At 64.9% G+C, this 18,351-nt stretch carries 18 protein-coding genes; 11 read left to right on the top strand and 7 right to left on the bottom strand.

Annotated features, from left to right (window positions below; genetic code table 11):
• Positions 1-4 precede the first annotated feature (4 nt).
• From Q0316_RS11825 to Q0316_RS11815, 3 genes are read right to left on the bottom strand one after another with little or no spacing between them, the layout of a single operon-like run.
• A complete protein-coding gene (locus Q0316_RS11825) occupies positions 5-676 on the bottom strand; it encodes a response regulator transcription factor (protein ID WP_298672651.1) in 672 nt (223 codons plus the stop codon).
• 41 nt (positions 677-717) lie between these two features.
• Positions 718-1,272, bottom strand: coding sequence for a ParB-like protein (locus Q0316_RS11820; RefSeq protein ID WP_298672648.1), 555 nt, complete (start codon positions 1,270-1,272; stop codon positions 718-720).
• A complete protein-coding gene (locus tag Q0316_RS11815; protein WP_298672646.1) occupies positions 1,253-2,920 on the bottom strand; it encodes a SulP family inorganic anion transporter in 1,668 nt (555 codons plus the stop codon). The genes Q0316_RS11820 and Q0316_RS11815 overlap by 20 nt, the downstream gene beginning before the upstream one ends.
• A 171-nt stretch (positions 2,921-3,091) precedes the next feature.
• On the opposite strand from Q0316_RS11815, the gene Q0316_RS11810 reads away from it, so the two are divergent.
• Positions 3,092-3,559, top strand: a complete 468-nt coding sequence (locus tag Q0316_RS11810) for a MarR family winged helix-turn-helix transcriptional regulator (protein WP_298672644.1) — start codon at positions 3,092-3,094, stop codon at positions 3,557-3,559.
• Positions 3,560-3,580: 21 nt separating this feature from the next.
• Here the strand turns inward: Q0316_RS11810 and Q0316_RS11805 are convergent, their stop codons facing one another.
• Both Q0316_RS11805 and Q0316_RS11800 read right to left on the bottom strand, forming a co-directional pair.
• Complete coding sequence (locus Q0316_RS11805; RefSeq protein WP_298672642.1) at positions 3,581-4,573, bottom strand: ABC transporter substrate-binding protein; 993 nt, start codon at positions 4,571-4,573, stop codon at positions 3,581-3,583.
• Positions 4,570-5,745 (bottom strand): Gfo/Idh/MocA family oxidoreductase, encoded by a 1,176-nt coding sequence (locus tag Q0316_RS11800; protein WP_298672640.1) that lies wholly within the window; start codon positions 5,743-5,745, stop codon positions 4,570-4,572. The genes Q0316_RS11805 and Q0316_RS11800 overlap by 4 nt, the downstream gene beginning before the upstream one ends.
• A gap of 145 nt (positions 5,746-5,890) precedes the next feature.
• Between Q0316_RS11800 and Q0316_RS11795 the strand changes: the two genes are divergently transcribed.
• From Q0316_RS11795 to Q0316_RS11750, 10 genes are all read left to right on the top strand, one after another.
• Positions 5,891-7,186 carry a Rieske 2Fe-2S domain-containing protein gene (locus Q0316_RS11795; RefSeq protein WP_298672638.1) on the top strand — a complete coding sequence of 432 codons (1,296 nt, stop codon included), beginning with the start codon at positions 5,891-5,893 and terminating at the stop codon, positions 7,184-7,186.
• A gap of 151 nt (positions 7,187-7,337) precedes the next feature.
• Entirely contained in the window at positions 7,338-9,014 is a 1,677-nt protein-coding gene (locus tag Q0316_RS11790) for a long-chain fatty acid--CoA ligase (protein WP_298672635.1), read from the top strand.
• 541 nt (positions 9,015-9,555) lie between these two features.
• Complete coding sequence (locus Q0316_RS11785) at positions 9,556-10,248, top strand: glutathione S-transferase family protein (RefSeq protein ID WP_298672632.1); 693 nt, start codon at positions 9,556-9,558, stop codon at positions 10,246-10,248.
• A gap of 44 nt (positions 10,249-10,292) precedes the next feature.
• On the top strand, positions 10,293-10,898 hold the full coding sequence (locus Q0316_RS11780) for a sigma-70 family RNA polymerase sigma factor (RefSeq protein ID WP_298673066.1): 606 nt from the start codon (positions 10,293-10,295) through the stop codon (positions 10,896-10,898).
• A complete protein-coding gene (locus tag Q0316_RS11775; RefSeq protein ID WP_298672630.1) occupies positions 10,888-11,553 on the top strand; it encodes an anti-sigma factor in 666 nt (221 codons plus the stop codon). The genes Q0316_RS11780 and Q0316_RS11775 overlap by 11 nt, the downstream gene beginning before the upstream one ends.
• Positions 11,554-11,648: 95 nt before the next feature.
• Positions 11,649-12,179: a fasciclin domain-containing protein gene (locus Q0316_RS11770; RefSeq protein ID WP_298673064.1), complete on the top strand. Its 531-nt coding sequence runs from the start codon at positions 11,649-11,651 to the stop codon at positions 12,177-12,179.
• 341 nt (positions 12,180-12,520) lie between these two features.
• Positions 12,521-12,787 carry a hypothetical protein gene (locus tag Q0316_RS19735; RefSeq protein ID WP_367179694.1) on the top strand — a complete coding sequence of 89 codons (267 nt, stop codon included), beginning with the start codon at positions 12,521-12,523 and terminating at the stop codon, positions 12,785-12,787.
• A 911-nt stretch (positions 12,788-13,698) separates the two neighbouring features.
• Complete coding sequence (locus tag Q0316_RS11760) at positions 13,699-14,802, top strand: zincin-like metallopeptidase domain-containing protein (RefSeq protein ID WP_298672627.1); 1,104 nt, start codon at positions 13,699-13,701, stop codon at positions 14,800-14,802.
• On the top strand, positions 14,799-15,251 hold the full coding sequence (locus Q0316_RS11755) for a DUF2958 domain-containing protein (protein ID WP_298672626.1): 453 nt from the start codon (positions 14,799-14,801) through the stop codon (positions 15,249-15,251). The genes Q0316_RS11760 and Q0316_RS11755 overlap by 4 nt, the downstream gene beginning before the upstream one ends.
• An 87-nt stretch (positions 15,252-15,338) precedes the next feature.
• Entirely contained in the window at positions 15,339-17,216 is a 1,878-nt protein-coding gene (locus Q0316_RS11750) for a ParB/RepB/Spo0J family partition protein (RefSeq protein ID WP_298672624.1), read from the top strand.
• A 205-nt stretch (positions 17,217-17,421) separates the two neighbouring features.
• Here Q0316_RS11750 and Q0316_RS11745 read toward each other — a convergent pair whose 3' ends face one another.
• Positions 17,422-17,880 carry a nuclear transport factor 2 family protein gene (locus Q0316_RS11745; protein WP_298672623.1) on the bottom strand — a complete coding sequence of 153 codons (459 nt, stop codon included), beginning with the start codon at positions 17,878-17,880 and terminating at the stop codon, positions 17,422-17,424.
• A gap of 254 nt (positions 17,881-18,134) precedes the next feature.
• Positions 18,135-18,344, bottom strand: a complete 210-nt coding sequence (locus Q0316_RS11740) for a hypothetical protein (RefSeq protein WP_298672621.1) — start codon at positions 18,342-18,344, stop codon at positions 18,135-18,137.
• Positions 18,345-18,351: the final 7 nt, after the last annotated feature.

Genomic DNA, 18,351 nt, shown 5'->3' with positions numbered 1-18,351 from the left:
ATGTTCAGTTGGTTTGCAGCATGTAGCCAACGCCGCGCACCGTCTGCACGGTAAGCGCCAGCCCGGCATCCTTCAGGTGGCGGCGGATGCGGTGGATATAAACCTCCACCGCATTCGATCCGAGCGAATCGCCCGCGCCGAACAACTGATCCTCAAGCACACGCTTGGGCACCACGCGATCGAGCTGCCGCATCAGCAATTCCAGCAACTCCCCCTCGCGCACCGAAAATTCCAGCGGCGCGCCGTCGACGCGGAATTGCCGGGCCTCGGTGTCCAGCTCCAGCCCGCCGGCACGCAACAGGCGATCCTTATATCCCGAATCGCGCCTGAGGATCGCGAGCACGCGGGCGTGAAGCTCGTCGAAATGAAACGGCTTGGACATATAATCGTCCGCCCCGGCGCTCAGCCCGCGAATACGGTTTTCCACCTCGCCCCGCGCGGTGACGACGAGGATCGGTTCGCTGTGGCGCGCCGTGCGCAGCCGGCGCAGCAGATCGAGTCCGTCCTCGTCGGGCAGGCCGAGATCGAGGATGATGAGCGCGTAGCGCGTCGTGCGGATCAGGATTTCCGCATCGCCCGCATCGTGCGTGATGTCGCAATGCATATGGCGGCGCGCGAACGCGTCGGCCATCGCATGCGCAAGCTCGATATTGTCCTCGACGATCAGCAATCTCATCATGGCTTCATGCGATGATGGCACGGCGGGTTCAACGCGTATCAGCCGTGCGGCGCGGCATAGCCGGGAAGATATGACGCATCGGCGCTGCGCGCCGCCTTCAGCGCCTGTTTCACGGCGGCGTCGAAATCGCCGGCGACGAGCGCGGGCTTGATATGGCGGCGCAAATAATCCGCCCACAGGAATTCGGAAAAAGGCGTGTCGTCCTTGGCATAGCCGCCCGCCCGCCGAAGCTCGCCCGCGAGCGAGCGATAGGGATCGTCGATCAGCTTCGTCACCTTCTTCGGCAGATCCTCCGCCGGTTGCCGCACGCCCTTCGCATCGAAAGGATGGAGCCAGTTGCGATTGTCCATGACCGTCAGGAACATGTCGTGCGGCAGGTGGCTCAGATCGGCGACGATATGCACCAGCACGGTTTTCTGGCCGGCATCGTGCAGCGCGAGCGTGAGGTGGTGGTTGTCGATCAGCCAGGGCCGCTGCTTTGGCCCCATCACGGCGGGGACAAGGTGGTGGGACAGGAATGCCTCGTCGGCGCCCCTGGATTGCTCCTCCCAGTCGCGTCGCTTGCGCGCGACCTCACGCAGGCCGACGGTCATCTGCGTCGGGCGCAGGTCCGTGATCGGGGTTGGACGGAGAAAGGGCTGACATTCCTGCATTACCATTCCCTCTGATCGTCATCACCGCATCCGCGACGCTGAAGCTGCTCCGGGCGATCAACGTTTCCTGCCCCGCGCGGCGGAATAGATCGCGGATGTGATCGTGAACGCGCGCAAGCTGCAATCGGATGCCGCCCCGCTTCAGCTTTCCGTCGAATTCGATCAGGCAATCGAGCGCGGTGCTGTCGAAATCGCTGCTTTCCTCAAGGCTCAGCACCAGCGCGCGATCGCCCCCGAGCCTGCGCTCCACCGTGCCGAACACGCGCTCCGCGTTGCCGAAGAACAATGGTTGCGCGGGGCGCAGGATCGTCACGCCCGGCACCGCCTTCGCTTCCGGATGGCGCGCGAGATCGACGAAATCGTGGCCGCCGTCGAGTTGCCCGAGCGCGGCGACATAGGGCGCGGCCATGCGCTGGATCAGCGCGGCGAGCGACAGGCCGATCGCCACCAGCATCCCATCGAGCACGCCGAACGCCAGCACCGACGCGGCAGCCGCGAAGGCGACGATTTCGTCGCGACCGATTTTCCACAGATGCGCAAATGGCGCGGGTGACAATGCGTGGGTGAGGGCGGCGATCACCACCGCCGCCAGCACAGCATCCGGCAAATGCGCGATCGCCGGTCGGCCCAGCCATGCCAGCGCCGCCAGCGCGAGCCCGGCGAACACCGATGTCCAGCGCGAGCCGCTGCCCGCGCTCTCGCTCGCCGAGCCGGCGGAAAAGCCGGCGCCAACCGGCATACCCTGCACTAATGCCGCGGCGAGGTTCGACACGCCGATCGCGGCCAGTTCCCGATCGGGGTCGATCGTGTCGCCGTGACGCAGCGCGAGCGCGCGCATCGTGCCCCAGCTTTCGGCGAACAGGATCAACGCCAGCGGCACGACGAGTTGGGCGAGCCGCGACGCCTGCCCGAAAGTCAGATCCGGGATGCTCGGCAGATGCGGCGCGATGACGATTTCGCCGACCGTCTTCACCCCATGCGCGGGGAGATCGCACAATAATGATGCGGCGACGCCCAGCGCCAGCACGACGAAGGCGGCGGGCATCCCCCTGATGCGGCGCAGCGCGAGCAGCAGCGTCAGCGCGATCAGGCCCGTGGCGACGCTCGCGCCATGCCATTCGCCGATGTTTCCGAATATCCCCCCGATCAGCTTCAGCAGATTGCCGCCGCCAATCTCCACCCCGGTGATCGCGGGCAATTGGCGCAGGATGATGGTGATGGCGAGCCCGAGCGCGAAACCACGCAGCACAGGGCGCGCGATAAAGCTGGTCAATGCCCCCAGCCGCAGCGCCGCCGCGATCAGGAACAATATGCCGGCGAAGGCCACCGCCACCGTCGCCAGTGTGGCGCGCAATGCCGCGTCGCCCGGCATGGCGGCGAGCGCCGCCGCCAGAATCGCGGCGGACGAGGAAGTCGGCGACACGATCGCGAAGCGGCTCCGCCCGAACACCGCATAAGCGAGGCACCCGGCGATCGCGGCGACGATCGCACGCGCCGGTTCCAGCCCGGCGATACTGGCATAGGCCACCGCCTCGGGAAGCAGCAATCCCGCCACCGAAACGCCGGCGACAATGTCCGATCGCGTCATGCGCGCAACGCTACTCGCTTCGCGGGAGAGGACAAGCGGTCGGGATGTTTGAGAGGTATTCGCTTGCCCGGCGCTGTATCGGTCCCGTCGGCGGTTATCGCGCAGCATCTTTGCGTTCGGGTTCAAAGACGCGCTAAGTCAAGCGCCGGGCATGGAGCAGGTGGAGTTCCTTTGAGCGAGAAAAAATACCCCGTCAGCTTCTACGCGGAAACGACGAACAGCATCGGCTATCTCACGCGGATGGCGTTTCGCTCTTTCACGCGGTCGCTTGAGCGGCGGACCCAGCCTTATGGTGTAACCGCGGGCCAGTGGCGTTTTCTTCGCGCGTTATGGGCGCGCGATGGCGTTACGCAGCGCGAACTGAGCAAGCGTGTCGGCATCCACGAGCCGACGGTGGTAACCGCGATGAACGGCCTGGAGCGAAAGGGCTTCATCCGCCGTGAACAGAGCACGACGGACCGGCGGCGGCTGCACGTGTTCCTCACGCCAGAGGCGCGCGAACTGGAGGCGCAATTGCTGCCCCATGTCGCGGAGGTCAACGAGATCGCCACGCGCAACATGACCGAGGAACAGGTGAAGACATTGCGCGAACTGCTGGCGCTGGTCACCAGCAATCTCGCGGAGGACATCGGCGAGTGACGGCCAGCGGCGTGGGCCGCATCAAATCCTGAATTCCGCGAACGTCTCCGGCGCGAACATCTCCTCGATCGTCAGCCGACGCGGCGACAGGCCCTGTTCGTGGTGATAGCGGGTGAACGTCTCGATCACGTGGCGGTTGCGGCCGATGCCATAGGGCCACCATTCCCTGCCCATCGTGGCGATCGTATCCTCCACCGCCGCGATCTGCCACGGCAGCATCGTCTTGAGCGAGGCGGAGACGAGCAGTTGCTCGTAGCTCAGCCGCTGCGCCTCTACGAACGCCTTGTAGAGCGACTGCGCTATCCAGCGGTTCTTCTCATACACCTCACGGCGGATCGCGACGACGTGCATGATCGGGAAGATGCCGGTCTTGGCGAAATAGGCCTTTTCGACATCGACGAAATCGGGGAACAGGCGGCGCACCTTGCCCGGCTCCGAATAGAAGGTTGATGGCGCGCGCGCGGTGTGGAGCGCGTCGATCTCGCCATCCGCCAGCATCCGCGCGAGCGTCTCGGTCGGGCCGATCGGCTCAACCCTGAATTGCGGCGGCAGGTTGAGCTTGAGTTTCTCCTCGCGCCCCGGCTCCTCCTCGCCGCCGGTGACATAGGTGACCGAGGCGGGATCGACGCCATATTCGTCCTGCAGGATGCCGCGAATCCACACGGGCGCGGTCATCTGATATTCCGGAACGCCGATCCGCTTACCGATCAGGTCGCTCGGTTTCTCGATCCCGCTGCGCGCGGAGACGAAGATGCACGAATGGCGGAAGAAGCGCGATGGAAACACCGGGATCGCGATAAAGCCCGGATCGTCGCGCCCGAGCGTGACGCAATAGGAAGACATCGAAAGCTCCGCCGCATCGAACTCCCGATTGCGCAGCATCCGGAAGAAGGTTTCCTCCACGTCCAGCGCCTGAAAGTTGAGGTCGATGCCGTCCGGTCGCACGCGCCCGGTTTGCAGCGCGTCGGTGCGATCATAGTTCCAGCAGGCGAATGAAAGGGGAAGGCGGCTCATGCGGAAATCTTCTCCAGCGCGATATCAATGATCGTTTCGGGTGAGGCGTCCGCCTGGCTGGCCGCGGATTCGATCAGCGCGGCGCAGGCGGCCATGGTTTCGAGCCCCCAGCGCCCGTCGTGGATCGGCGCGCGCGTGCCATGGATCGCGGCGGCGAATTCGTCGATCACCGCGCGGCGCGGCACGATGGGCGGGTCGATCGGGCGCCATTCGCGCGCGCCGTCGGTGTAAAGCATCAGGCCGGTGGGGAGCAGCTTGATATCGGCGCGCTCGCAACTCGCGAGGATGAAGCCGAAATGCTCGTGGTGCGGGGCGGGGGCAGGGGGAGCGCTGTTGCCGTAGGTGCGCGCCAGCTTCGCCTCGATTTCATCCTGTTGCCGAAGCGCGCGCCGTGCCGTGCCATAGGCGTCGGGGTCTTTCGGACGGCCAAGCTCGCTGATCCAGCCGAGCAGTTCGTCGCTGTCATAATGGGCATAGCCGCTATAGGAGAGCGTCGCCGCCGCGCCGCCATCGAAGAACAGCATCGCGCTATAGGCGCCGTCACTGGCGCGCGCGCTGTCCCAATTGCCCGTCACCGCGCGCACCGAACGCAGCTTCCGCCCGGCCAGCCGCCGCACTACGTCGATCTGATGCGCCGCCTGACTATAGACCACGCCGCCGCCGCGCGCCGCGTCAAGTTCCTCCGGGCGGCGGGGGCGGTACATGAAATCGGTGAAGTTGAACGCGAGAAGCTGGCGCAGCGGGCCGTAAGCGCCCGAGGCGATCAGATCGGCGGCGGCGCGCACGGGGGCGTCGAAGCCATGGCTTGGCCCGACGACGAGCACGCGACCGGCGCGCCGGGCCGCCTCGGCCATGGCGGCGCAATCGTCCACGCTCGTCGCCATCGGCTTTTCGACCAGCACATGCTTGCCGGCGCGCAGCGCCGCGATTGTCTGCTTGGCATGATATTCGTGCGGGGAGGCGATATAGACGGCGTCGATATGCGGCGCGGCGAGCATTTCCTCCAGTGACGCGAAGGCCGTCGCGCCGAACTCGGCGGCGAATTGTCGGCACGCCGCCGCGCGCGGATCGACCGCACCCGCCAGCACGACGCGCGCATCATTGGTAAGCGCAGGCTGGGTGAGCATGAAACCGCGCCCCAGCCCGACGATCCCCAGCCGAATCCTGTCCATCGCGTCCTGCCGCTCCCTCCAGCGTTACCCCTGATTAACCCGCGGCGGGCTTGAAAGTCAAAATACTTCGATATAAAAGTATTGTCATTCAAGGCGGCTCCACCGGGGTGGACCGAGCGCGCTGCGCAGGATCGAGGATTGGCGAATGACACCGGAACAGAACGACCTTCTCTGCCGCGTCGAGGGTGCGGCGCCGATGGGGCGGCTGATGCGGCAGCACTGGCTTCCGGCCTGTATGAGCGAGGAGGTCGCGGAGCCGGATTGCACGCCGCTGAAAGTGCGGCTGCTCGGCGAGAATATGGTGGTGTTCCGTGACAGCAACGGCCGGGTTGGCGCGCTCGATGAGCTTTGCCCGCATCGTCGCGCCTCGCTCGCCTTCGGTCGCAATGAGGAATGCGGCCTGCGCTGCCTGTACCATGGGTGGAAATTCGATGTGGACGGCAATGCGATGGACATGTCGTCCGAGCCGGTCGACGCGGCATTGCGCACGACGATGAAGGCCAGGGCCTATCCCGTGCATGAAGCCGGCGGCTTCGTCTGGGTGTGGATGGGCGATCCCGCGCAGGTGACGCCGTTCGCGCCGCCCAATTGGGCGATGGCGCCGGCGGGCAAGATCAGCATCGTCAAGATGCACGGCGCATGCAACTGGGCGCAGGTGCTCGAAGGTTCGATTGATTCCGCGCACAGTTCCAGCCTGCATTCCACCAACATGCCGACCGCGACCGAGGTTGACGGTTCCACCGCGACCGAAACCGCATGGCTGCGCCCTTCCGCCGACAAGGCACCGCGGCTCGAAGTGCAGAAGACGCCGTTCGGCTTTCGCTATGTCGCGATCCGCACGCCGATCGTGGACGCGGACAAGCAGGATTATGTGCGGATGACGTTGTTCGTCGCGCCGTTCACTGTCCATATTCCGTCCACCGATCGTTATCATCTCAGCCAGATGCTGGTGCCGATCGACGATGAGAACACCATGTTCTACTGGATCGCCTGGCATCCCGAAAAAGGCATCTCGCAGGATGCGTGGCGCCGGTTCTGCGGCGCGGAGATCGGCAAGGATGTCGAGCCGGTAACTTTTCGCAAGGTCCGCAACGCCGCCAACAATTACATGCAGGATCGCGCCGCGATGAAGGCGGGGGACTTCACCGGGATCTACGGCATCCCCACGCAGGATATGGCGATGTGGGAATCAATGGGCGCGATCGCCGACCGCAGCGAGGACCGGCTGGGATCGAGCGACAAGGCGATCTTCACCTTCCGCACCCAGATGTATCGCGCGGCGCAGGCGGTGGCGCGCGGCGAGCCCGCGATCGGCACTGTCGAGCCACGCGTTCCCCATGCCAAGCTCATGTCGTTCGAGGGGATGTTGCCCAAGGGCGAGGATTGGCGCGTGCTCAACGTCTGCGATGAGGAAAGAGCGATCGCATCCGGCCAGCCCTGACGTCCTGACCGGGCCTTCCTAACTCGCCGTAATTGACGCCCGCGCTCGCTGGCGCTGTCAGGCGTGCTTTATCCGCGCCACGGGTTAAGCTGGGCGGAGCGCGGCGCGCGACGGTCAGATGATCGGCGGCGGATGCAGGGAGTGAGCAGGAATGAATCTGGCGATCGCGATGGGAGCAGCGCTCGAGTCAAGACCGCGCCCGCTGACCGAATTGTTCGACGCGACGGTGCTCGCTTATCCCGACCGGCCAGCGATCGACTTCATGGGCCGCGTGATCCGTTACGCCGATCTGGCGGAATCGGTGCGCCGTGCGGCAGCCGGGTTGCGCGCGCTCGGCGTTGGCAGCGGCACGCGGGTCGCGCTTTGTATGCCCAATATGCCGCATTACCCGATATTGTTTCTGGCGACATTGCGGCTCGGCGGGGTCGTGGTGAACGTGAACCCGCTCTACGTCGAGCGAGAGCTGCATCACCTGCTGGAGGATTCGGGCGCGGAGATCATCGCCACCTGCGATCTCACCGAAATACATGCGCGCGTCTCGTCGGTCGCGACCGCTCTTGGCGTGCGCCACGTCATCACCTGTCCGATCGCGGAGGAACTGCCGGCGCTCAAGCGCATCGCCTATCGGCTATTCAGGCGCGCGGATATCGCGCCGAAACCGGCAGACCCGCGACATATCACCTTCCGCGCCCTGCTGGCGGCGGGGCGGGAGTTCACGCCGCCGACGGTCGCGCCCGATGCGGTGGCGGTGCTGCAATATACCGGCGGGACGACCGGGTTGCCCAAGGCGGCGATGCTCAGCCACGCCAATCTGGTCGCCAATGCCGATGCGATGGTGGCCTATGTCGGCGGCGAAAATCCGTCGCAGGATCGCGTGATCGGCGCCTTGCCGCTGTTTCACGTCTTTGCGTTGACCACGGTGCTCAGCTTCTCGATCCGCGTCGGCGCGCAGATGATCCTGCTCCCACGGTTCGAACTGGAGGGGATGCTCGCGACGATCGCGCGCACGCGCCCCACCTTCCTGCCCGCCGTGCCGACGATCTTCGGCGCGGTCGCCAGCGTCGCGGCGAAACGGACGGTCAATCTCTCCGGTGTTCGCGCCTGCATATCGGGCGGCGCGCCATTGCCTGCGGAAGTGCGCGAGGCTTTTACGCGTGCCACCGGCGCGCGGCTGGTGGAAGGCTATGGCTTGTCGGAGGCGTCGCCGATCATCACCTGCAACCCGATCGACGGCGTGGACAAGCCGGGTTCCGCCGGCCTGCCGTTCCCCGGCACGACGATCGAAATCCGCGACCTCACCGATCCGGGGAAAATAGTTTCGCAGGGTGAGCGCGGCGAGATATGCGCGCGCGGGCCACAGGTGATGGCCGGCTATTGGCGGCGCGACGAGGCCACGCGCGAGGTGTTCGTCGATGGTGCGCTGCGCACCGGCGATGTCGGCTATCTCGATGATGGCGGCTATCTCTTCATCGTCGATCGCATCAAGGACGTCATCATCAGCGGCGGCTACAACGTCTATCCGCGCGTGATCGAGGATGCCTTGTATGAGCATCCGGCGGTCGCCGAGGCGGTCGTAATCGGCGTCGATGATTCCTATCGCGGGCAGGCGGCGAAGGCATTCGTGACACTGAAGCCCGGACCAGCCCCGACACCCGCCGAGCTTCGCGCCTTTCTGGGCGACAAGGTCAGCAAGATCGAACTTCCCCGCGAAATCGAAATTCGCGACACATTGCCCAAAACCCTGATCGGGAAGCTCTCGAAGAAGGAATTGATCGCGGAGAGCAAAATGAACGCGCCAAGTTTGCCGCCTGATCCGGGCGGAAGCTGATCTCCCGGCCGCTGTTGATGTCGCGCGTGCGCGATCAATGTTCAAGGTCGGCGGGGGCGGGATTCGGCGCCGGGTCAACGCTCCAAAGCCGCGTTGACGGGAAATGCCACGGGAGGTCGCGGTTCTTTCCTTGCTGTTCGAAAATGGCGCGCTCGACATGAATATGATGGGCACTCAGATCATTGGGAAATTTCGATCAAATTCGATCGTTGACGTCAGCTAGGCGCCCTAATGTAAGCCGTTCAGGGAAACGGCCACAGATATCAAGGGCCGCCGTTCAATCGTATCCGGGTCGAACGAGTGTTCCGAATGGCCAACCGCGATCAGCGGCGGTGAACCACCGAGACAGAGAACATTGACTTCAGGGTGCAATCGGACGGTGTCGTGCCTTGCGCAGCACGATCGAGGCAATTTGCGGCTGACGCAAAATTGGCGGCGATTGCTGCGCGCGGCGAATTGGGTCGCCACAAACTGACAGGCTGTCGACCAAGAGGAGCTGATCTTTCAAGGCCGCGCGTACCAGCTTTCGCTCGACTGGCTTATGGTGTCCGCCGAGCGCAGAAGGATGACAGGTTCAGGGAATATCAGGAGAGGCTTCATGCTCGTCGTCCACCATCTCGGCCTATCGCAATCGGAGCGAATTGTCTGGCTTTGCGAGGAGCTTGGTATCGAATACGAACTGAAACGCTACGATCGTCGGGCGGACAACCGGCTTGCCCCCGACGATTATAAGGCGCTTCACCCGATGGGAATCGCACCCGTCATCAACGATGGCGATCTCGTGCTCGGAGAAAGCGCGGCTATCTGCGAGTATATAACCGCGCGCTATGGCGAGGGTCGCTTGAGCCCCGTTTTGGGTGACGCGGACTACACCGATTACCTGTTCTGGTTTCACTGGTCGAACGCGACCTATATGGCAACCAAGATGATCGGGATGGGGATCGCCTTCAGCGGCGGCGAGATCGCGAGGGTGCCGTTCGTTGCCGAGCGCGCGCAGCGGAGCCAGGATCTCATGGAACGGCGCCTCGGTGACGTGCCGTTCTTCGCCGGTCAGCGGCTGACGCTGGCGGACATCATGATGGTCTATAGCCTGACTACCTCGCGAGCGTTCGGCGCGCCGCCGCTCACTGACCTTCCCCACACGCAGGCGTATCTTCGGCGCATCGGCGAGAGACCGGCCTATCAGAGGGCATTGGCAAAGGCGGAGCCGGGTATGCGGCCGATGATCGATTGAAGCGCGGCGGGCGCGTCTCGATCTAGCTTTCGGCCGTGAGCGCGATTGCCGCTGCCATCCATCCGAGCTACCAACCGAGCGTGTTGACTCCTTCCGATCAGGCGACGGCGCGCGCGCATTTGGCGGAGGCCTTGCTGCGGACTGGTGAGGAGGACCGTTCCGCGCTTCAGGAAGTGTATCGGCTGACCTCCGCGAAGCTATTCGGGATTTGCCTGCGTATCTGCGGGGATCGCAGCAGTGCCGAGGACGTGTTGCATGAAGTGTATCTCACGATCTGGAAGCGGGCCGGCGCCTTCGAGCCCGGTCGGGCGAGCCCGATTTCCTGGCTCGCGACGATCGCGCGTAACCGGGCGATCGACTGGGTTCGCGCGCGCGGCGCGCGACCGTCGCATCCGATCGAGGAGGCAGACAAGGTGGCTGACCCGTCGCCCGACCAATTGACGCGTATCGAGCGCGAAGAGGAATCACAACACCTGCATGACTGCCTCGACGCCCTGGATGAGCGCGCGCGCGACGCCATACGAACCGCCTTTTTCGATGGCGTCACTTATGCCGAACTCGCCGCGCGCAAGGGCATCCCATTGGGTACGATGAAAAGCATCGTGCGCCGGGGGCTCCTCCAGCTCAGGGGATGCGTCGATGGCGACTGACGCGCACGAGCCCGGCCTCGACATGACCGCCGCCGAACTTGCGCTGGGACTGCTCGACGGGGAGGAGCGCGCGGCGGCGCTGCGCCGCGTGCTCGCCGAGCCCGCCTTCGCGTGCGAGGTCGAGGACTGGCGCCACCGCCTCGCCGGATTGTTCGATGATTATACGGAGGTCGAGGCACCGGAATCGGTCGCCGGGCGGTTGGCCGCTCCCGTTCGCCAAAGCCGCAAATCCTGGCCGTTTATCACCATGCTCACCGCGCTTGCCGCAGCATTCGCGTTCTTCCTCGTCGTAAAGCCACAACCTTCGCCCGTCACGCCGCATCAGGTGATGGTCGCCTCGCTGTTGTTTAGCGACAAGACGGCAGCGGTTCCAGCGGTGGTCGATCTGACGACAGGTGAGATGCGGATCGGAGAGACGGCGGTAGCGCCCGGCGGCAAGAGCGCGCAGCTCTGGATGATCGGCGCCGATGGCGTACCGCAGCCGATGGGGGTGCTCGCGGCGACCGGCCCCTCTCGGATCGCGCTGCCCACCGATACGCGCGCCAGGCTCGCGGCAGGCATCACGCTTGCTATTTCGATTGAGCCTGACGGCGGATCGCCGACCGGCAAACCAACCGGGCCGGTGGTGGCCAGTGGCAAACTTTCCGTTGCGTAATGCGCATCCGGGGGTGAGCAGCGCCCGTATCTCCTGACGCACGCGCCATTTGGCGTGCCGTAGGAGTCAGGCACATGAAGGCAATCCGCAAACTGATGCTCGCGACCGCGCTGGTCGCCGGGGCGACCGCGAGTATCGCCGCAATGAAGGACCCTATGGTGGGTGGCGCCGCCATGTATCCAACCAAAAACATCATTCAAAACGCGGTCAATTCGAAGGATCATACGACCCTCGTTGCTGCGGTAAAGGCGGCCGATCTGGTCGATACGCTGTCCGGCCCCGGACCCTTCACGGTGTTCGCGCCGACCAACGAGGCCTTTGCCAAGCTGCCTGCAGGGACGGTCGACACGCTCCTCAAGCCCGAGAACAAGGCGCAGCTAACCGCGGTGCTGACCTATCACGTCGTACCGGGCCGCATCACCGCCGCCGCCATCGCGGCCAACGCTGCGAAGCATATGGGCAAGGCCACCTATACGACGGTGCAGGGCGAACCGCTGACCTTCATGAAGTCGGGCCGCGCCTGGTGGGTGATGGATGGCAAAGGGGACAAGGGCAAGATCACCATCGCCAACGTCATGCAGTCGAACGGCGTGATCCACGTCATCGATGCGGTGATGATGCCGTAATATTCCGATCGCTCCGGCGCTGCGATCACGTGGCACCGGAGCGATCTTGTATAGTCCGATCGGCGTCCGATGAAAAAATGATTGTTCTCAAAGCCATGGCGCCCATAATCACGTCCGTATCTTTGACAGTCAGGACGTTATTGCGATGCGCGCGCCTTTACGGTCGAACCGCATGAGATGAGCGCAAACCCGGCGCCGCTCGTGCACGATCAACGTGGTAATCTGGCCCGCCTGACGATCGCGCCATTATTCTGCGTTGCGGGCATCGTGCACTTTCGGTGGCCCGACGCCTTCGCATCGGTGATGCCGCACGCCATACCCTACCCCACAGCGTTATTCTGATGACGGGCGCGGTAGAAATCCTCGGCGCTATTGGCCTGTTCGTGCCGGGAACCCGGGCTTTGGCGGGAGGGATGCTCGCGCTCTATGCCATGTGCGTTTACCCGGCGAACATCAGCCACGCTGTCCACGACCTGTCGACGGGGACCGGCCTGGGTTGGGCTTATCATTATCCACGGCTGTTCGTTCAGCCGCTCATCCGCTGGTGGGCCTTGGTCGCGGGCAGGTGTGTTTCTTTGCAGATTTCCGCTACCCGCCGCCGCAATTGATTTGAGGCCGAATGCTCGATCATAGGTTTCCTGCCACCGCACTTGACTTCGATGGCTTTGAATCAACGAAGTTCTTGCGCGCCCTCGGTCAGTCTTGCTCATATCGAGCTATCGGTGCGACCGATCTAGCGATGTCCGGTCTGGACAGACGCTGCTATCCGAGCCGATCGCTCGGAATGACGGTTTAGTCCCCAGATGGCGCCGTTCAACAGAGGGCGGTGGGCGCAAGGTGGACGGGGGTTTTAAGGGACGCGGAGCACACTATTCCACGGCGAAGGATGAGCGCGGGAGGGGGCATATTAGTGGCTCGCGATTACCAATCTGAGCAATACGCCTCGCTGTCGGAGGCGACGATTGCTTCGACGTCGAGTTCGAGTAAACCGAAAAATGATTCACTTTCTCAGTTGGCGGCGTGTTGTCGGTTCTTTGGTTAAGAACGTGTCGTCGCGATAGATATCGCCAATTCGTGAGAAATAGTCCTATAGGAAGCTTGTTTCCAAAAAATTTTAAGCATTTGATGAGATAGGAAGATTAGGATGTCGGAGTTTGGATTATTTCCCGATCATTGGGGTAATTTTCCCGGCATCGGATTTACGCAATAGAAATCAGAGCTACGGAACTTCGGCGACATTGAATCCGGCACCGGCGGTACCCGCCGGCGTCGAATGGTCGCCGCAAATGCGGCGGTGTCTTTGTGGCCTCTCCCGGTGGCGCGGGAGGTGGCCGGCGCGCCCTGCTAGGCCCGCCGCGCCGGGCTGGCCAAGCCTGCGCTGTGCGCAGGCTGCTCCATTGCATTGCGCCCCTTCGGGTGTCGCCCGGCGCTCGACGCGGGCCTTGGCGGTCGCTGTGCCGCCCACCCCCCGCTTCCGGGAGCGGCCATGCGATTTTTGGGGCGGGGCAGGAGGCTTGCAATGCGATCCACCACCTCACGACGCGCGCGTGGCGCGCGCAGAAACCGGGCAATTGTCAATCGGCCCGCCGAGGTAGCGCCGAAGCCCGGCGGACGGCGCGCCGCGCATGGCAGCGCTCCGCGCGGTTCCGGCGGCGACCCGCTGAGCGAGCGCGGCAATCTCTATGACGAAGTGACGCGGCGGATCATCGCCGACCTCGAGCAAGGCCGCGTTCCGTGGGTGCAGCCTTGGGGCAGAACGGGCGGTGCGGTTGCCGGTCTGCCGCGTAACGCGCTCACCGAGCGCGCCTATTCGGGGGTCAATATCCTCATCCTGTGGGGCGCGGTGATAGAGCACGGCTATCCAAGCCAGGGGTGGCTGACCTTCCGGCAGGCGCTGCAAGCGGGCGGGGTGGTGCGCAAGGGCGAGCGCGGCACGACATTGGTTTATGCCGACCGCTTTACCCCCGAAGCCGAGCGCGAGCGCGCCCGCGCAGCCGGCGAGGAAGCCCGGTCGGTGGCGTTCCTCAAGCGCTTCACCGTTTTCAACGTGGCGCAGATCGACGGTTTGCCCGACGCGCTCGGGGCCGATCCTGCGCCGCTGCCCGAACGCGCAATCGTGCCGGTGGCGGAGGAAGTCATCGCCGCGAGCGGGGTGGCGTTCCGGATCGGCGGATCAAAGGCCTTTTACGCGCCAAGCCATAATGTGGTGCAGGTGCCGCCGCAGCCCGCCTTCTTCGACCAGATCAATTATTATCGCACCTGCCTCCACGAACTGACCCATGCGACCGGCCATCGGTCGCGGCTCGCGCGGAACCAGACCGGGGCGTTCGGCAGCAAGGATTATGCCCGCGAGGAACTGGTCGCCGAAATGGGATCGGCATTCCTGTGCGCCGCGCTCGGCATCGTGCCGACCGTCCGCCATGCCGATTATCTCGGCAGCTGGCTGGCGGTATTGAAGGAGGACAATCGCGCGATCTTCCGCGCGGCAAGCGCCGCCAGCAAGGCCGCCGACTTCCTGCTCGTGCTGCGTGATCGCGCGGTCGACGCGGCAAGCAGCGCGGCGATGCCGCACGCGGGTCGGGCGCTGCCCGACTGCGCTGAACAAACGGAGGCGGGGCGATGATCCTCCTGTCCCCCGATCTGCGCGCCGCGCTTGGTGCCAATCACGCCGCGCATCGCGCTGCGCAGACGGTAGGCGCGCCCGCGCCCGACCCGGCCCCGCTGGTCAAATTCTTCTCGCCCGTCGGTGCGGCGACATGGCTCGCGACCGAACTCGCGCCCGATGGCGACACGCTGTTCGGCCTCGCCGATCTCGGCTTCGGCTGTCCCGAACTCGGCTATTTCAGCCTGTCCGAAATTGCGCGCGTCCGGTTGCCGTTCGGCCTCGGCATCGAGCGCGATTTGACCTTTGCCAGCACCGTACCGCTGTCGCGATGGGCCGATACCGCGCGCCGCGCCGGGTCGATCCTGTGGGCCGAGCAGCTTCTCGGTTTGCGCAATCATCCGACACCGGCGCGCGCCGACCCGCCGGACCCCGATCCGCTTCCGCCGTTCGACAAGCGTGGCGGCTGACGCGCGGCGCGTGCCCGCCGCAACCACACCGGTCGCGCTTATCGATCTCCAAACAGACGCGACCGGTACGTACGAAGGAATTGTGCCATGAAACTCGCTTTTATCGCCCTGGACAAGCTCGTCCCGAGCCGCACCAACATGCGCTTCGCCAGACGCGCGCCCGACGTGTCCGATATCCTGCCGAGCGTGCGCAAGCGCGGGGTCATCCAGCCGGTCGTCGTGCGCCCTAATTGCGCGCCAGCCAATGATGAAGCGGGCGGGTTCGAGATCGTCGCCGGGCTGCGGCGGTTTGCCGCCGCGCGCATCGTCGCCGACGAACGCCGCGCCGCTGGCGGCGATGTCGAACCGATGCCTTGCGCGATCCTCGACGACGCCGATGATGCCGATGCGGTCGAGGCCTCGCTGGTCGAGAATATCGGACGGCTCGATCCCGATGAGGTGACGCGCTGGGCGACCTTCACCCGCCTGATCAAGGAAGGCCGCACGCCCGACGATATCGCTGCGACCTTCGCGCTACCCGACCTCGCGGTCAGGCGCATCCTCGCGCTCGGCAATCTGCTCCCGCGCATCCGCGCGATGTACGCCCGCGAGGACATCGACGCGGCGACGATCCGCCATCTGACCTTGGCGAGCAAGCGTCAACAGCAGGAGTGGCTCGCATTGGTCGATGATGCCGAGCAACGTGCGCCGATGGGGCATAGCCTTAAGGCATGGCTGCTCGGTGGGCAGTCGATCCCGGCGAAACTGGCGCTGTTCGACGTAGGCGCGAGCGGGGTCGCCACCGTGGCCGATCTGTTCGGCGACGATTGCTATTTCGCCGATGCGGCGACGTTCTGGGTGGCGCAGGACAACGCGATCGCCGCGCGGCGCGACGCCTATCTCGCCGAGGGCTGGGGCGAGGTCGTGATCGTGCCCCAAAACGAATATTTCCAGACATGGGAATATGAAAAGACCAGCAAGCGCAGGGGCGGGCGGGTCTATGTCGACGTCCGCGCGACCGGCGAAGTGACCTTCCACGAAGGCTATGTCAGCCGGAGGGAAGCCGAGCGCGCCGCACGCGGGGGCAGTGCCGTCAGCGAGAAACCCAAACGGCCCGAGGTCACCTCCGCGTTGCAGACCTATCTCGATCTGCATCGCCATGCCGCCGTACGCGCGGCGATGACCGGACATTCCGGCGTGGCGCTGCGCCTGATGATCGCCCATCTGATCGCCGGATCGCCGCTCTGGACGGTTCGGCGAGAACCCCAGACATGCCGCGACGACGCCACGCGCGAGAGTGTCGAGACGTGTGCGGGCGAAACGCTGTTCGACGAACGCTGCCGTGCCGTGCTGGCGTTGCTCGGGATGGACCCAGAGCGCGCCACCGTGACCGGGGGTAGCGGCGACGACGAAGATCTGGTGCGGTTGTTCCTGCGGTTGCTCGATCTGCCCGACGCGGCGCTCGGCGACGTGATCGTGATCGCGATGGGCGAGACGCTCGCCGCCGGCGGCGCGGCGGTCGAGGCGGTCGGGCTGACGCTCGGGATCTACATGGCGGACTGGTGGCAGCCCGATCCCGCATTCTTCGATCTCGTCCGCGACAAGGAAGTGCTGACCGCGATGGTCGGCGACGTGGCGGGGGCGCAGATCGCCACCGCCAACGCCAAGGAGAAGGGCGCGACGCTCAAACGTATCGTGACCGATCATCTCGACGGTGCGGGTGGGCGGACCCAAATCGAGCGCTGGGTGCCCAAATGGCTGACGTTCCCACCGACCGCTTATACCACGCGCGGCGGGGTCGGCACGGTGCGCGCGAACGCATTGGTCGTTGCCGCCAAGTGTGAGCCGCAGCCCGAGGACGATCCCGATCCGGCTGCGCCCGGCGCGTCGGCGTTGCCACCGGACCCCGACAATGGTGCGGGTGAGGGCGATGTCGAGACGCTGGAGATTGACGCTCTCGCCGCGCCGGAGGCGCTCGCCGCCTGACCTGAGAAGGGCGCGCGGGAGAGAAGTCCTTGCGAGTCCTGTCGGGTGATGGACCCGTTCCAGACCGTCGGAATCCGACCGCGCGCCCGATCCCTCGCCCGGAGGGACTCGGGCTCGGGCGCGCGGTTTTTGTCATGTGCAAGGGTCGTCCGATCGGGGAGCCAGCCGACCAGCCGCTGCCGGGCGCGATTGCTTGAATCCGAGTTTACCGGGCTCCGGATGGCCGAGCCGGCTGAGGCTGGCTGAGCGTTTCGAGCGTGCGGCGACGGAACCGCCATTCTCCGCTCGGCAGGGGGGCGAACGCATCGTTCACCCGGGCGATGATGGTCGGGGCCAGCGTCTGCGGCTGGTCGGTAAGGATCACGACCGACAGCGTTGAAAGTGCGGTCAACTCCCCGGCGCCGCCGCGGCCGAACTGGACGCTCGCGCAAGTGTGCACCGTCCGAAGGTTGGCGGCGGTTCGCCGCCGCATACCAGCGCGTATCGCCTCGATACCGGCCATTTCCTCTCCATTGGCGTTGAGGATGGCGTCTTCGGCGAAGAGATCGGCGATCAGGACATGCTGACCGGTGTCGGCGAGATTGTTGTACGCATGCATGAGGTTGAGGCACGCAAGGCGCGCATCGGCCGAATCATCGGCGCCCACGGGTTGTTGTTCCATCATGCATCCTCCTCGCGACAGCGCCGGCGTGGCCGAGCCACCAGCCGCGCTGATTTTCGTGCCTCACCGATCGCCATTTTCCTTAAAATGCTAAGTGCCAAGCTGGCAAGCACAGCGAGTCCGGGCGCGATCTGCGTCGTGGAATCCTCAAGCGTTGGGTCAGCCAGGCTGGCGCGACCACTGGGGCTCCTGGTCCGATCGGCCGACTATTCCCCACCATGCCTCCGGCGCCGTCGAGGCGCAGGCGGATATGCGCCTCAGGTTTGTCGCGTCACCAGTTTCTCGCCATAGCAGATCGAACAGATGTCGCGCCGGCGCTCGAACCCGTTGGCGCCGGCAAGTTCGCGCGTCTTGTGGTTGGCGTGCTGCGGCACCGACAGATTGAGCTTCTCCGCGACGCAGCTGTCGCAGATCGGGGATGGCGACAATCGCGTGATCAGCGCGCGCACATCATCCAGCACCGTCATCGAAAAA

The sequence above is a fragment of the uncultured Sphingomonas sp. genome, from assembly GCF_937871615.1.
Taxonomy (GTDB): Bacteria; Pseudomonadota; Alphaproteobacteria; order Sphingomonadales; family Sphingomonadaceae; genus Sphingomonas.
The sequence above is the reverse complement of the archived record's forward strand: the minus strand, read 5'-3'. Positions and strand labels throughout refer to the sequence as shown.